The organism is Streptomyces sp. NBC_01426, from assembly GCF_036231985.1.
Classification (GTDB): domain Bacteria; phylum Actinomycetota; class Actinomycetes; order Streptomycetales; family Streptomycetaceae; genus Streptomyces.
Window position 1 is genome coordinate 4494554 of record NZ_CP109500.1, and the last position, 14890, is coordinate 4509443.

At 69.9% G+C, this 14890-nt stretch carries 11 protein-coding genes; 9 read left to right on the plus strand and 2 right to left on the minus strand.

Annotated features, from left to right (window positions below):
* Window positions 1–158: 158 nt before the first annotated feature.
* A complete protein-coding gene (locus tag OG906_RS19970) occupies window positions 159–1412 on the minus strand; it encodes a cytochrome P450 (RefSeq protein WP_329444602.1) in 1254 nt (417 codons plus the stop codon).
* A gap of 54 nt (window positions 1413–1466) precedes the next feature.
* Complete coding sequence (locus tag OG906_RS19975) at window positions 1467–2621, minus strand: low temperature requirement protein A (protein WP_329444604.1); 1155 nt, start codon at window positions 2619–2621, stop codon at window positions 1467–1469.
* Window positions 2622–2988: 367 nt separating this feature from the next.
* On the opposite strand from OG906_RS19975, the gene OG906_RS19980 reads away from it, so the two are divergent.
* The 9 genes from OG906_RS19980 to OG906_RS20020 all read left to right on the plus strand — a co-directional run bounded on the left by OG906_RS19980 (window position 2989) and on the right by OG906_RS20020 (window position 14875).
* Window positions 2989–4410, plus strand: a complete 1422-nt coding sequence (locus OG906_RS19980; RefSeq protein ID WP_329444606.1) for a NarK family nitrate/nitrite MFS transporter — start codon at window positions 2989–2991, stop codon at window positions 4408–4410.
* A 644-nt stretch (window positions 4411–5054) separates the two neighbouring features.
* Window positions 5055–7325 carry a formate C-acetyltransferase gene (gene pflB / locus OG906_RS19985; RefSeq protein ID WP_329444608.1) on the plus strand — a complete coding sequence of 757 codons (2271 nt, stop codon included), beginning with the start codon at window positions 5055–5057 and terminating at the stop codon, window positions 7323–7325.
* A gap of 108 nt (window positions 7326–7433) precedes the next feature.
* Window positions 7434–8276 (plus strand): pyruvate formate-lyase-activating protein, encoded by an 843-nt coding sequence (gene pflA / locus OG906_RS19990; RefSeq protein WP_329444610.1) that lies wholly within the window; start codon window positions 7434–7436, stop codon window positions 8274–8276.
* Window positions 8277–8383: 107 nt separating this feature from the next.
* Window positions 8384–9493, plus strand: a complete 1110-nt coding sequence (locus OG906_RS19995; RefSeq protein WP_329444612.1) for an MFS transporter — start codon at window positions 8384–8386, stop codon at window positions 9491–9493.
* Window positions 9490–11820, plus strand: coding sequence for a molybdopterin oxidoreductase family protein (locus OG906_RS20000; protein ID WP_329444614.1), 2331 nt, complete (start codon window positions 9490–9492; stop codon window positions 11818–11820). Before OG906_RS19995 ends, OG906_RS20000 begins: the two co-directional genes overlap by 4 nt.
* A gap of 7 nt (window positions 11821–11827) precedes the next feature.
* On the plus strand, window positions 11828–12427 hold the full coding sequence (locus OG906_RS20005) for a 4Fe-4S dicluster domain-containing protein (protein WP_329444615.1): 600 nt from the start codon (window positions 11828–11830) through the stop codon (window positions 12425–12427).
* Window positions 12424–13080 (plus strand): QcrA and Rieske domain-containing protein, encoded by a 657-nt coding sequence (locus OG906_RS20010; protein ID WP_329444618.1) that lies wholly within the window; start codon window positions 12424–12426, stop codon window positions 13078–13080. The genes OG906_RS20005 and OG906_RS20010 overlap by 4 nt, the downstream gene beginning before the upstream one ends.
* Entirely contained in the window at window positions 13077–13445 is a 369-nt protein-coding gene (locus tag OG906_RS20015) for a hypothetical protein (RefSeq protein WP_329444620.1), read from the plus strand. The genes OG906_RS20010 and OG906_RS20015 overlap by 4 nt, the downstream gene beginning before the upstream one ends.
* Window positions 13446–13447: 2 nt before the next feature.
* Window positions 13448–14875, plus strand: coding sequence for a NarK family nitrate/nitrite MFS transporter (locus OG906_RS20020; RefSeq protein WP_329444622.1), 1428 nt, complete (start codon window positions 13448–13450; stop codon window positions 14873–14875).
* Window positions 14876–14890 lie beyond the last annotated feature (15 nt).

Sequence of the window (14890 nt, forward strand, 5' to 3'; positions counted from 1 at the left end):
GGCGTCACACCCCCACACTCCGGCCGCCGGGCCCCCAGCCTGCCCGGTGGCCGGTGGCCGGTGGCCGGTGGCCGGTGGCCGGTGGCCGGTGGCCGGTGGCCGGTGGGGTGGGGTGGTGGGGCGGTGGCCGTCACGTCACCGCCTCCACCCGTGAAGCCTTACGGCTGGTCGAAGGCGAAGCGGAGCGAACGTACCCGGTTGTCGAAGTTGGATCCCGCCAGGTCGGGCAGGCCCACGGCGCGCAACCCCACCGGCCGGGTCAGCAACTCACGGAACAGTGACTTCATCTCCACCCGGGCCAGATGCGCGCCCAGGCAGAAGTGCGGACCGCCGCCCCCGAACCCCAGGTGCGGATTGGGCGAGCGGGTGATGTCGAAGGCGTCGGGGTCGGGGAAGACCGCCTCGTCGCGGTTGGCGGAGGCGTAGTACAGCACCACCTTGTCGCCGGGCGTGAACAGGCGCCCGCCCAGGTCGTGTTCGGCCACCACCGTGCGGCGGAACTGGATGATCGGCGTCGAGTGGCGGATCATCTCGTCCACGGCACCGTCGGCGTACGACTCGAAGTCCGACAGCAGCAGATCGCGTTGGTTGGGGAAATCGGTGAGCAGGGTCAGCCCGTGCGTGATCGCGTTCCGGGTGGTCTCCACGCCGGCCACCATCAACAGCGAGAAGAACGCGCCGAGTTGCCGGGCGCCCAGGGCCTGGCCGTCCACGTTCGCGCAGACCAGCGCCGAGATGAGGTCGTCGGTGGGGTTCCTGCGCCGTTCCCGCCCGATGCCCGCGACCATCCGCTGCATCCGGGCCAGCGCGCGCAAACCGCGCCCCGGCATCCGCAACCGGGCGGTCAGGCCCCGCTCCACGCCGATGTGTTCGGAGGCGTGGTTGACCCGGTCCGCGATCTCGGCCCGGTAGGCCTCCGGGATGCCCATCATGTTGCAGATGACCTCCAGCGGAAGCCGGGAGGCCACCGCCGAGACGAACTCGTCGGGCCGCTCGTCCAGCACATCGTCCACGATCCTGGCCGCCACCGCGTGGATGTCCTCCTCGGCCGCGGCCAACAGCCGCGGCGTGAAGGCCCGCTGCACGACCTTGCGCAACCGCGCGTGGTCGGGCCCGTCCAGGTTGACCATCGAGTCCCCGAACAGGGCCCGTACCCAGCGGGGCGGTTCCGGGGTCGTGACCCCGGGCGCGCTCGCGAACACCTTGGGCAGCCGGCTCGCCTCCTGCACGTCCGCGTGTCGCACCAGGGCCCAGTGGCCCCGATCCCGGCCCTCGGGCACGTACACCGGGGAATCGAGTGCCCGCAGCCGGGCGAAGGCCGCCAGCCGGGCCTGCGGGGGCGACTGCCAGAAGGCCGGATCGGCCAGCTCGGCCCCGGGCCGGCCTTCGTATCGCTGTGCCGGGACTGTCATGCCCGTACCTTCTTCCTTCTCGTCGGCAGCACGCCGAATCGCCCCCGACCGTTCTCACGCACCAGAACGCGCCCGCTCGGCCAAGGTCACGCCCACCGCCACCGTGGCGGCCGCCACCAGTCCGATCCAGAGCACCGCGTGCTCGCCGGTCCAGGCGCAGACGAGGACGGCCAGGGCCGAGATGGGGAGCACCAGCTGCTGGGCCGTGCCCCGCTTGAAGTGACGGGAGTGCAGGAACCACACGAAGAGCAGGAACAGCGCGGCCGGGACGGCGACCGCGAGGTTCGCCGCCAGGTCGGAGACGTGCGCCTTGCCCACCGCCTGCTCGATCGCCACCTCGATGCCGGCGCCGATCGCCGCCGCCGACGCCAGGATCACGAAGTGCCCGTAACCCCACGGGATGGCATCGCGGTTGGTGCGCAGCCCCTCGTGCACGGGCACCGCGAAGTAGATCCACCAGGCGGCGAAGACCAGCAGCAGACCGCCCGCCGCGATCGGCAGCAACTCGCCCAGCGCCTCGTGTTCGTCGATCGCCGACTGCACGGCGACCGTGCTGGCGGCGATGGTCTCGCCGAGCACGATGATGGTGAACAGGCCGTACCGCTCCGCGATGTGGTGCGGGTGCCACGGCGTCTGGTGACCGTGCTCCGCGATGACCGGCACCGCCAACTCCGCCACCACCATGACCAGGAACAGCCACTGCCGGGCGCTCTCGGGGGCCAGGAGCAGCACCGTCCAGCCCACCTGGCAGATCAGCAGCCCCACCGCGTAGGTGATCGCGCAACGGCGGGCCGGACCACGCTCGCCGGCGGCCGCCCGCAGCCACTGGAAGGTCAGCGCGATGCGCATCACCAGATAGCCGATGACCGCGACGGTCCAGTCGTTGTCGTTGAAGGCGCGCGGGATCCCGGCCGAGTAGATGAGCACCCCGGAGATCTGCACCAGGGTCGCGATCCGGTACGGGATGTCGTCGACGTCGTAGGCGGAGGCGAACCAGGTGAAGTTCATCCAGGCCCACCACACCCCGAAGAACACGAAGAGGTAGCCGGTGATGCCGCTGCCCACGTGCCCCTCCGCCAGGGCATGGACGAGTTGGCGGCCGGCCTGCGCCACGCCGACCACGAAGCACAGGTCGAAGAAGAGCTCCAGGGGAGTCGCGGCTCGGTGGTCCTCGTCCCGGCTCCGGGCGGTCATCGGTACGTACGTCATACAGCCCAGCACAGCAGCCGGGCGCGGGTCGGCAGCCGAGGCGCGCGGCCCGCGGCGCCCGCGTACCCCGGGCGGACTCGTCGCCCCGGGCCCGGGCGAGCAGGGCCTCGGTGACCCGGGCTTCGTCGAGGAGGGCTTCATCGAGGCGTGTCTCGGCGAGCCGCGGTCCTCGCTTCCGGTGGTGGGGGCGGGGGTGCGGTCCTTGGTCCGGCGGGCGGGGCGACCAACGCACTGCGGGGGAGGGGACCTTCTTCCGTCGCCCGCGGTGCGTTCTCCTCTGACGCGTGCCCCCCGGTCCGACGGAACCTGGATATGTCAGGACCATCAGGACTCCTTCGGTCCCCGCCCCCACCACCCAGGACACGCCATGAGTATCGCCACGCAGGAAGCGCGCTCGGCGACCGGACGTACGCAGGCGCCGGATCCGGCGCAGTACCGCCCAGGCCGCCCCATCACCGACTGGACGCCGGAGGACCCGTCCTTCTGGCAGTCCACGGGGAAGAAGGTGGCCACCCGCAATCTGTGGATCGCGGTGCCGGCGCTGCTCGTGGCCTTCGTGGTCTGGCAGGTCTGGAGCATCACGGCGACCAACCTCAAGGACGTCGGCTTCGGCTTCTCCCAGTCCCAGCTGTTCTGGCTGACCGCGGTGCCGGGCATCACCGGAGGTACCGCCCGGATCTTCTACACCTTCCTCGGCCCGAGGATCGGGCAGCGCCGCTTCACCGCGCTGTCGACCGTCGTGCTCATCGTGCCGCTGCTCTGGCTCGGTTTCGCGGTCCAGGACACGAGCACCTCGTACACGACGATGGTCGCCATCGCCGCGCTGTGCGGCATCGGCGGAGCGAACTTCTCCTCCTCCCTGGCCAACATCGGCTTCTTCTATCCCAAGCAGGAGAAGGGCAACGCGACCGGCATCAACGGCGGTCTGGGCAACCTCGGTGTGTCGGTGGTCCAGCTGCTGACCCCGATCCTGATCACCTCCTCGGTCCTGGCGATCGGCGCGGGCCAGAAGAAGGCGAACGGCTCGGAGATCTACCTCCAGAACGCGGCCTTCGTGTGGGTCCCGGTCCTGATCGTGCTCGCGGTGATCGCCTGGTTCGGTCAGAACGACCTGAAGGTGGCCTCCACCCCCTTCAGCCGCCAGAAGATCATCTTCAAGCGCAAGCACACCTGGCTGATGACCTGGCTCTACGTCGGCACGTTCGGCTCCTTCATCGGCTTCGCCGCGGCCCTGCCGCTGCTGATCAAGACGACCTTCCCGGCGTACTCGGTGGCGACCTACGCCTGGATGGGCCCCGCCCTCGGCGCGCTGGCCCGCTGGGCGGGTGGATGGATCGCCGACAAGCTGGGCGGCGCCCGGGTGACGATCCTGTCCTTCGTGGGCATGGCGGCCTCCATCATCGGAGTGATCACCTTCCTGCCGGTCGGCTCCGACCAGGGTTCCTTCCAGGGCTTCTTCCTCTGCTTCCTCGCGGCGTTCTTCTTCTCGGGCGTCGGCAACGGGTCGACCTTCCGGCAGATCCCGGTGATCTTCCGCGGGCAGCACCTGAAGGGGCTGACGGAGGGCACTCCCGAGCACGCGGCCGCACTGAAGCAGGCCGAGATGGAGTCCGGTGCGGTCACCGGATTCACCGCGGCCATCGCCGCGTACGGGTTCTTCTTCATCCCGGCGATGTTCGCCAACTTCGCGGTGACGAGCGCGATGTGGGGATTCGTCGGCTTCTACGCCAGCTGCGTGGTCGTGGCCTGGTGGTACTACGCCCGCAAGGGCGCGGAAGCCCCCAGCTAGGCCGTCTCTTTCGCTGCCCCTCCGGCCCCACCCCGACGTTCCGCGCCCGGGCGGGGCCGGACTCCGTCGCGGATGGCCGCGCGGACGGGCCGCGCCGGGCGCACGGGGTCCCGGGACCCCGCCCCCGACCGCGCAGCGCACGGGCCGGCGGCGCCGGCCCGCCCCGCCGCCCGAGGCCGCCACCACCAGGGTCTCCCCGCTCATCCGGCCCACGCCCACGGCCACCCGGCCCACGCCCGCGCTCATCCGGCTCGTACCCCCGCCCACACACGCCACGTTCGACATGTCCGCCCCCCATCGCTCATCGCTCCGTGGTCCGCGCCGGACCACTCCTTCATGCTGCCGGGGCCGCCCGGGCCGTGCTCCGCGCTGTCCACAGGCGGCGTCCGGAGTCGGATTGTCTGACCGCGAGCTGCCCGCGTCGGGCCTGCCGCACCCCCGGCCCGGTTATTTGTGAAAGCTTTCACAAATCCCGAAAGGTCTTTGGGCCTCCATGAACCCGCAGGTCAGATCCGGTGAGGCGGCGCGGTGTCGGCAGGCGACAGGACTTTCGGGCCTCGGGTCGGGACCATCGCGGCCCCAAACGATCGATCACAAGGCGTGCAATGGATACAAGCAATGAGGCGACTCGGAAGGTGCCGGCCATGACTGCCACCCCTGCGGAGACCACGAGGAACACCGAAGTCTGGAACGGCTTCAAGGGCGGTCTGTGGCGGGACGCCATCGACGTCCGCGACTTCATCCAGCAGAACTACACGCCGTACGAGGGTGACGACTCCTTCCTCGCCGGCCCCACCGAGCGCACCACCGCCGTGTGGAAGGCGATCACGGACAAGTTCCCGGAGGAGCGCGAGAAGGGCGTCTACGACGTCGCCCACGACATCCCCTCCACGATCACCGCCCACGCCCCCGGTTGGATCGACCGCGACAAGGACCTGATCGTCGGCCTCCAGACCGACGCCCCGCTCAAGCGCGCGATCATGCCGTACGGCGGCTGGCGCATGGTCGCCGGCGCCCTGGAGACCTACGGCTACCCCGTTTCCGAGGAGCTGGAGAAGGTCTTCACGGACTACCGCAAGACGCACAACGCCGGTGTCTTCGACGCCTACACCCCCGAGATCCGCGCCGCCCGCAAGGCCGGCGTCGTCACGGGCCTCCCCGACGCCTACGGTCGCGGCCGCATCATCGGTGACTACCGTCGCGTCGCCCTCTACGGCGTGGACCGTCTCGTCGCGTTCAAGAAGGAGGAGAAGGAGGAGCTCAACGAACTCCCCGCCGGCAACCGCCCGCTGGAGGAGACGATCCGCCTGCGCGAGGAACTCTCCGAGCAGATTCGCGCCCTCGCCGAGCTCAAGGCGATGGCGGCCTCCTACGGACACGACATCTCGGGCCCGGCCACCTCCGGCCGCGAGGCCATCCAGTGGCTGTACTTCGCCTACCTCGCCGCCGTGAAGGAGCAGAACGGCGCCGCCATGTCACTGGGTCGCACCTCGACCTTCGTGGACGTCTACCTCCAGCGCGACATCGAGGCCGGCGTCCTCACCGAGGAGCAGGCCCAGGAACTGGTCGACGACTTCATCATCAAGCTCCGCATCGTCCGCTTCCTGCGCACCCCGGAGTACGACGAGCTGTTCTCCGGCGATCCGACCTGGGTCACCGAGTCGATCGCCGGCATGGGCGAGGACGGCCGACCGCTGGTCACCAGGTCCTCCTTCCGCTACCTCCAGACCCTGTACAACCTCGGCCCGGCCCCCGAGCCGAACATGACGGTCTTCTGGTCGCCCCGACTCCCTCAGGGCTTCAAGGAGTTCTGCGCACGCGTCTCGATCGACACGTCCTCGGTGCAGTACGAGTCCGACGAGCTGATGCGCCCGCGCTTCGGCGACGACACCGCCATCGCGTGCTGCGTCTCGGCGATGCCGGTCGGCAAGCAGATGCAGTTCTTCGGCGCCCGCGTGAACCTCGCCAAGACCCTCCTCTACGCGATCAACGGCGGCCGGGACGAGAAGTCCGGCGCCCAGGTCGGCCCGGAGACCGGGGCGCTCACCTCCCAGGTCCTGGATTACGACCAGGTCATGGCCAAGTTCGACGAGCAGATGGAATGGCTCGCGAGCACCTACGTCCACGCGCTCAACGTCATCCACTACATGCACGACAAGTACGCCTACGAGCGCATCGAGATGGCGCTCCACGACCGCGACGTGCGCCGCACCATGGCCTGCGGCATCGCGGGCCTGTCGGTGGCCGCCGACTCGCTGGCCGCCATCAAGTACGCCCGGGTCACCGCGGTGCGCGACGAGAGCGGACTGGTCACCGACTACACCGTCGACGGCGACTACCCGGCCTACGGCAACAACGACGACCGGGTCGACGACATCGCGGTGTGGCTGGTCGAGGAGTTCATGAGGAAGGTGCGCAGGCACGAGACGTACCGGGGCGCCGAGCACACCCAGTCGGTGCTGACCATCACCTCGAACGTGGTCTACGGCAAGAAGACCGGCAACACGCCGGACGGACGCCGTGCCGGAGAACCGTTCTCCCCGGGCGCCAACCCGATGAACGGCCGCGACACCCACGGCTACGTCACCTCGGCGCTGTCGGTCGCGAAGCTCCCGTACGAGGACGCCGAGGACGGCATCTCGCTGACCAACACCGTCACCCCCGACGCGCTGGGACGCACCCCCGAGGAGCGGATCAAGAACCTGGCGGGCGTCCTCGACGGCTACATGGCCGTCGACGGGTTCCACATGAACGTGAACGTCCTCAACCGCGACACGCTCATCGACGCCATGGAGCACCCGGGGAACTACCCGCAGCTGACGATCCGCGTCAGCGGCTACGCGGTGAACTTCGTCCGCCTCACCCGTGACCAGCAGCTCGACGTGCTGAACCGCACCTTCCACGGCTCGCTCTAAGCCACCGAGCGGCCCCCGACCGCGCGGCCCGGGGCCGGGCCCTCACCCCGGCCCCGGACCGCGCTTCCCCCGGACACCAGATCAGCAACCGATTGCGGAGCACCTGCCATGACCGTCCTCCTCGGTACGAGCATCCCCGTCGGATCCGCCCACGCCGTCCCGATCGGCCCCGGCGGCCCCGCCGCCGGCCGGACCCCGGCCGCCGCCGCCACACAGCGGCCGGCCGAGGGTTCGGTGCACTCCTGGGACCTGTCCACCGGCGTCGACGGCCCCGGCACCCGGTTCGTGACCTTCCTGTCCGGTTGCCCGCTGACCTGCGTGTACTGCCACAACCCGGACACCATGCGGATGCGCAACGGCAAGCGCACCTCCGCCGAGGACGTCATCGCGGAGGCCCGCAAGTACACGAGGTTCATCGCGGCCTCGGGCGGCGGCGCCACCGTCTCCGGCGGGGAGCCGCTGCTCCAGCCCGTCTTCGCGGGGGAGCTGCTGCACCGGATGAAGAACGAGCTGGGGCTGCACACCGCCCTGGACACCTCGGGGTTCCTCGGGGCGCGGGCCACCGACGCGCTGTTGCGGGACGTGGACCTGGTCCTGCTGGACATCAAGTCCTGGAACCGGGACACCTACCGGAAGGTCACCGGCCGTCCCCTGGAGCCGACCCTGGACTTCGCCCGACGCCTCGCCGACCTCGGCAAGGAGGTGCACCTGCGGTTCGTCCTGGTTCCCGGGCTCACCGACGCCAGGGAGAACGTCGAAGGGGTCGCCTCCTTCGCCGGTTCCCTCGGCAACGTCTCGCGGGTCGACGTACTGCCCTTCCACAAGCTCGGCGAGGCCAAGTGGGAGGCGCTGGACATGAGGTTCACCCTCCACGACACCCCCTCGCCCACGGCGGAGCAGCTCGCCGAGGCCAAGGCGATCTTCGCGGCCCGGGGCCTGACCGCGGTGTGAGTCCGCGGGCCCGACGGTCGCGGCGGCGGACGAGGCCTCACCCGTACGGCCCATCAGGAAGCCGTACAGAATGGGCTTAAACGGCACGAACCGCCTAGCGTGGGGCTGTGTCCGAGCCCTCAGACGTACGCGCCGCAGAGCCGCTGCCTCCGCCGACCGAGGTGGAGGCGCCCACATACCCGCCGCCGGCCGGGCGGTCCGTCACCGCACGGGCCACCCTGGCCGGCACCGTCGTATCGCTCCTGCTCGTCCTCGCGATCGTGCTCGGCAGCCGGCTGCTGCGCGACTTCGACTCCGCCCTCCTGCCGTACGCCGTCGCCACCGTCTTCCTGGCCTTCGGCGTCGCCTACCGCTACACCGTCTGGGTCTCCGCACCCGGTGCGCGCCGGCTCTTCAGGAAGGGCTTCGGCAGCTTCTTCTCGGCCGAGAACTTCCGCAAGGCCCCCACCGCCCTGCCCAGGATGATCGCCACCTACCTGGGCTTCCAGAAGTTCCTGGGTGCCCGCTCGCGCGCCCGCTGGATCGCCCACCAGCTCATCTTCTGGGGCTGCATCCTCGCCGCGCTGATCACCTTCCCGCTGACCTGGGGCTGGTTCACCTTCACCGCCGACAGCGGCGCGGGACCCGGCTACGAGATGCGGATCTGGGGCATCAAGGTCCTCGGCTTCGACTCGCTGAACATTCTCGGCTGGCTGATGTTCCACGGTCTCGACATCGCGGCCGTCCTGGTCATCCCGGGCGCCTCGTACTTCCTGTGGCGCCGGATGAAGGACCGCGGGGCCATGACGGGACAACGGTTCGCCTACGACCTGCTCCCGCTGCTCTGCCTCATCGTGATCTCCGTGACGGGGCTCCTGCTGACCTTCTCGTCGATCTTCCTGCACGGCGGGGGCTACGAGTTCCTCGCGATCCTGCACATGGTCTCGGTCGTCTTCACCCTCATCTACATCCCCTTCGGGAAGTTCTTCCACATCGTCCAGCGCCCCGCCGCCGTCGGCATGCAGCTCTTCAAGTACACCGCCCGCCGGGACGACCAGGTCTTCGCCTGCAAGCGCTGCGGGGAGCCCGTCGACACCACCCCGTACGTGGAGAACCTGCGCGGCACCATGCGTGACCTGAAGCTCGACTTCGACGCCTGGGCCGAGTACTGCCCGCGCTGCAAGCGGGTCCTGCGCGGCAACGCCTACCTCTCGCACGTCAAGAAGGGCTTCAAGTGACCGCGACGGACCCCGCCAAGGCCGTTTCGCGGCCCGTGCCCGTGCCCCTCGACCCGTCGATCTCCCCGCCCGGCACCCGCAACTTCCGGGACGCGGGCGGCATCCCCGCCGACCGGTGGCACGCCGACCAGAACGGCGAGACCCTCGTCCCCACCCACTGCTGCTTCTGCGGGGTGCAGTGCGGGATGTACCTGCGCGTCGACAAGGGCGGCAAGGTCTTCGGCGTGGAACCCCGCAACCACGACATCAACCGGATGCGGCTGTGCCCCAAGGGCATCAACGCCTACCAGCAGGTCAACCACCCCGACCGGCTCACCGCCCCGCTGATGCGCCGCTCACGGGACGAGGAGTTCAGGGAGTGCTCCTGGGACGAGGCACTGGACTTCACCGTCTCCGAGATCCGCCGCATCCAGCAGGCCCACGGCAACGACGCCTTCGGGCTGCTCGGCGGCGCCAGCCTGTTCTCCGAGAAGACCTACCTGGTCGGCAAGTTCGCCAGGGTCGCCCTGAAGACCAAGCACGTCGATTACAACGGGCGGCTGTGCATGGTCAGCGCGGCCGGCGCCAACAAGCTCGCCTTCGGCATCGACCGGGCCGGCAACCCCTTCTCCGACATCCTGCTCAGCGACTGCCTCCTCATCGCCGGGTCCAACGTGGGGGAGTGCTTCCCCGTGATGACCCAGTACCTGTGGGGCGCGCGGGACCGGGGCGCCTCGCTCATCGTGATCGACCCCCGCGAGACCGCCATCGCCCGCACCGCCGACATCCACGTCGCGCTCAAGCCCGGCACCGACTCCGCGTTCTTCAACGCCGTGCTGCACGTGGTCATCGCCGAGGGGCTCACCGACGAGGCCTACCTCGCCGCGCACACCACCGGCTGGGACGCGGTCAAGGCGATCGTCCAGGAGTACCCGCCCGCCCGCTCCGCCGAGATCTGCGGGGTGCCGGCCGCGCAGATCGTCCAGGTGGCCCGCGTCTTCGCCGGCGCGGACAAGGCCATGGCCTGGCATGCCCGGGGCATCGAGCACCACTCCCAGGGCGTGGAGAACTGCCTGTCCGTGATCAACCTGTGCGTGGCCACCGGGCACATCGGCAAGCCCGGCGCCGGCTACGGCACCATCACCGGACAGGGCAACGGCCAGGGCGGCCGGGAGCACGGGCAGAAGTCCGACCTGCTGCCCGGCGGACGCTCCATCACCAACCCGGAACACCGCCGGCAGATCTGCGCGATCTGGGGCATCGAGGAGTCCGAACTCCCCGGCGCCGGCACCTCCATGATGGAGATGGTCTGGCAGATGCAGCGGAGGGAGATCCGCGGTCTCATCGGCATCTGCAACAACCCTTTCGTCTCCCTCCCCAACTACGCCGTCGTCAAGGACGGTTACGACACCGCCGAGTTCCACGCCCAGTTCGACTTCTTCCTCTCCGAGACCGCGGCCAACGCCCATGTCGTCTTCCCGGTGACCACCTGGGCCGAGGACGAGGGAGTGATGGCCAACGCCGAGGCGCGGGTGGTCAAGCACAACAAGGCCCAGGAACCCCCCGCCGGCGTGCGCACCGACACCTGGGTCATCTGCGAACTCGCCCGGCGCCTCGGAGCGGGGGACCACTTCGACTTCCCCGGCTCCCGCGAGGTCTTCGAGGAACTGCGCGTCGCCTCCGCCGGAACGGTCAACGACTACTACGGCATCACCTACGAACGTCTCGACGAGACCGGCGGCATCGCCTGGCCCTGCCCCACCACCGAACACCCGGGCACCCCGAGACTGTTCGAGGACGGTCGGACCTACCACCCCGACGGCAAGATCCACATGCAGGTCGTGGAATGGCATCCGCCCATGGACGCCTACACCGAGGAGTTCCCCCTCTCCCTCACCACCGGCCGCACCGTCGCGCACTTCCTCTCCGGCAACCAGACCCGCCGCCTGGGCGCGCTCGTCGAGCAGACCCCCCGCCCCTGGGTGGAGGTCCACCCCTCGCACGGCTTCCGCACCGGCGACCCGGTACGCGTCGTCACCCGCCGCGGCAGCGAGGTCTTCCCGGCCCTGGTCACCGAGGCCATCCGCCCCGACACCGTCTTCATCCCGTACCACTGGCCCGTGCCCACGGCCGCCAACGCCCTGACCATCGACGCCCTCGACCCCCGCTCGAAGATCCCCGAGTACAAGGTCTGCGCCGCCCGGATCGAGGCCGCCGAACGCATCGACGAGGTGCCCGCACCGCCCGTCCCGCCGGGGCGCGAGGCCTACCCGGAGGCCCAGGTCTCCCGCACCGACCCCCTGCCTCCCACCTCCCCCCAGGGTCGTGGCACGGCGGAGAGGAGCTGACCCCGCCATGATGGGACGCACGATCTTCATCGACCCGGGCCGCTGCATCGGTTGCCAGGCCTGTGTCTCCGCCTGCCGCGAGTGCGACTCGCACCGCGGCAAGTCGATGATCCACCTGGACTACACCGAACCCGGCATGTCCGTCGCCTCCCTCCCCACCGTCTGCATGCACTGCGAGGACCCGGTCGCGCCCTGCGCCGAGGTCTGTCCGGCCGACGCGATCCTCGTCACCGCCGACGGGGTGGTCCAACAGGCCGACACCACCCGCTGCATCGGCTGCGGCAACTGCGTCAACGCCTGCCCCTTCGGAGTCCCGAAGATCGACCTCCAGGCGAAGCTCCAGATGAAGTGCAACCTCTGCTACGACCGCACCGCCTACGGACTGGCCCCCATGTGCGCCACGGTCTGCCCGACCGGCGCCCTCTTCTACGGAACCCTCGAAGAGCTCCAGGCCGAGCGCCCCGGCGTACAGGTCGCGGACTCCTTCGTCTTCGGCGACGTGATGGTCAGCACCGGGGTGGCGATGGTCGTCCCCGCGGACAAGGTCCAGTGGCCCGTCCCCGGCGGCCTTCCCGTCGTCGAGATCAATGGAGTCGATGTCCGATGAGCGTGACCGAACAGCCCGCTCCCGGAAACGGACCCGGGCAGGATTCCGGCGACGCCGCCGCCGACCAGCTGCGCGACCGGATCAGCGCCGACTCCCTCACCACCCGCCGCGACTACCTGCGGATCGTCGCCACCGTCTCCGGCGGCCTGGCCGTCGGAGGCGTGGGCGTCGCCGCCGGCATCCTGCACCGGCACGGCGACAGCGAGACGCTGCCCGAGCCCAAGAAGGTCACCGACCGGCTGGCACCGGGCCAGTCCGTGGCCTTCCGCTACCCCGGCGACGACGACCGGGCCGTCGCGGTGCGACTCGGCGACGGCAGCCTCGTCGGCTACTCCGCCGTCTGCACCCACCTCGCGTGCGGCGTGCTGTGGCGGGAGGACCGGGGCCCGGACGGCGAGCTGTACTGCCCCTGCCACGAGGGCGTCTTCGACGCCCGCACCGGCGAGGTGACCGCGGGACCGCCGCCCCGCCCCCTTCCCAAGGTCTTCCTGACCGAGCAGGCCGACGGCAGCGTCTGGGCCGTCGCGACCGCCCGGTCGGGGGAGCCGGCCAAGGACGCCCTGTGCCGGCAGTTCGGTGACGACCATCCGCTGGACGCCGCGCGGCTGGGCTGTCCCGGCACCGTCCGCGCGGCCGAGAGCAGGCGCACATGAGCGATCCGAAGCCGCCTCCGCGCCCGGAGTACCACCCGGGCAGCGCCCAGCCCCGGCTCAACCGGCCGGTGCGCGAACGCTATCCACAGATCCGCTCCACCAGCGGCTACGGCGACCCCCGGGTCCGGCACACCGGACCCGGCCCGGGAGCCGGCACCGAACAGGAACCGGAGCGGTCGTCGAAGCTCAACGCCCGGCTCGTCCTGGCTCTCACGGTGGTGATCGGCCAGCTCTGGGCCCTGACCGTGACCGTCAACGAGTGGATGGAGGGCAACACCGGCACGGCCTGGTGGGGAGCGGGATTCCTGGTCCTGTCCTTCCTCGTCGTGATCGCCCTGTGGCTCCTCGACCCGAAGGACCGATGACCATGTCGATACCCACGCCCACCCCGAACCCGGTGCGTTCGCACCGCGCGGACACCTACAAGCCCGGCGCGACCATCGGCAACTGGCGGCCTGAGGACTTGGGGTTCTGGCAGTCGACCGGCCACAAGGTCGCCCAGCGCAACCTCTGGGTCTCGATCCCCGCGCTGATGCTCGGCTTCGTCGTCTGGCAGGTCTGGTCGGTCACCGTCGTCAAACTGAACGATGTCGGCTTCGCCTTCTCCAAGTCGCAACTGTTCTGGCTGACCGCCATCCCCGGCATCACCGGCGGGACGTTCCGCATCCTGTACACCTTCATCGGGCCGATCTTCGGCGAGCGGCGGTTCACCGCCTTCAGCACGCTGATCCTCGTCGCACCGATGCTGTGGCTGGGCTTCGCCCTCCAGGACATCGGGACCCCGTACTGGGAACTCGTGCTGATCGCGGCCGTCTGTGGCATCGGCGGCGCGAACTTCGCCTCCTCCATGGCCAACATCGGCTTCTTCTTCCCCAAACGGGAGAAGGGCAGCGCCAACGGCCTCAACGGGGGACTCGGCAACCTCGGCGTCAGCGTGGTCCAGCTCGTCGCCCCGCTGGTGGTCACGGCCGCCGTACTGGGCGCGCCGGCGGGCGGGCCCCAGCACGACGCGAAGAAGAACACCGACATCTGGCTCCAGAACGGCGCCTTTCTCTGGGTGCCGCTGCTGGTCATCATGGCGTTGCTCGCCTGGTTCCTGATGAACGACCTGAAGGTGGCCTCGGCCCCTTTCAGCGAGCAGAAGATCATCTTCAAGCGCAAGCACAACTGGCTGATGACCTGGCTCTACGTCGGCACCTTCGGGTCCTTCATCGGCTTCGCGGCGGGGCTGCCGCTCCTGATCAAGAACAACTTCGAGACGCAGGGCTACCAGGCCACCACCTATGCCTGGATCGGCCCCTTCATCGGAGCCCTCATGCGCTGGGCCGGCGGCTGGCTCGCCGACAAGATGGGCGGCGCCAGGGTCACCATGCTGTCCTTCGTCGGCATGGCCGCCGCGCTGGTGGTCGTGATCTTCGCCCTGCCCTCGGGCGGCGACCAGGGCAACTTCTGGGCCTTCTTCATCGGCTTCCTGGCGGCCTTCGCCTTCTCCGGGCTGGGCAACGGCTCCACCTTCCGGCAGATCCCGGTGATCTTCCGGGACCAGCACATGAGGGCGGCCGAGGGCCAGGGCCCGGCCGCGCAGGACGCCGCGATGAAGCAGTCCGAGATGGAGGCCGGAGCCGTCACCGGCTTCTCCTCGGCGATCGCCGCCTACGGCTTCTTCTTCATCCCCGCGATGTTCGCGGCGATGGCGGTGACCAACGCGCTGTGGCTGTTCATCGGCTTCTACGCCACCTGCCTCGCCGTGTGCTGGTGGTTCTACGCCCGCAAGGGCGCGGAGGCCCCCAGCTGAGCGGGGGCGGGGGCG

What these genes read in the sequence shown, in the direction of transcription:
- OG906_RS19970 (WP_329444602.1), bottom strand. Translation starts at nt 1,412, where the DNA reads ATGACAGTCCCGGCACAGCGATACGAAGGCCGGCCCGGGGCCGAGCTG.
- OG906_RS19975 (WP_329444604.1), bottom strand. Translation starts at nt 2,621, where the DNA reads ATGACGTACGTACCGATGACCGCCCGGAGCCGGGACGAGGACCACCGA.
- OG906_RS19980 (WP_329444606.1), top strand. Translation starts at nt 2,989, where the DNA reads ATGAGTATCGCCACGCAGGAAGCGCGCTCGGCGACCGGACGTACGCAG.
- pflB (WP_329444608.1), top strand. Translation starts at nt 5,055, where the DNA reads ATGACTGCCACCCCTGCGGAGACCACGAGGAACACCGAAGTCTGGAAC.
- pflA (WP_329444610.1), top strand. Translation starts at nt 7,434, where the DNA reads ATGACCGTCCTCCTCGGTACGAGCATCCCCGTCGGATCCGCCCACGCC.
- OG906_RS20005 (WP_329444615.1), top strand. Translation starts at nt 11,828, where the DNA reads ATGATGGGACGCACGATCTTCATCGACCCGGGCCGCTGCATCGGTTGC.
- OG906_RS20010 (WP_329444618.1), top strand. Translation starts at nt 12,424, where the DNA reads ATGAGCGTGACCGAACAGCCCGCTCCCGGAAACGGACCCGGGCAGGAT.
- OG906_RS20015 (WP_329444620.1), top strand. Translation starts at nt 13,077, where the DNA reads ATGAGCGATCCGAAGCCGCCTCCGCGCCCGGAGTACCACCCGGGCAGC.
- OG906_RS20020 (WP_329444622.1), top strand. Translation starts at nt 13,448, where the DNA reads ATGTCGATACCCACGCCCACCCCGAACCCGGTGCGTTCGCACCGCGCG.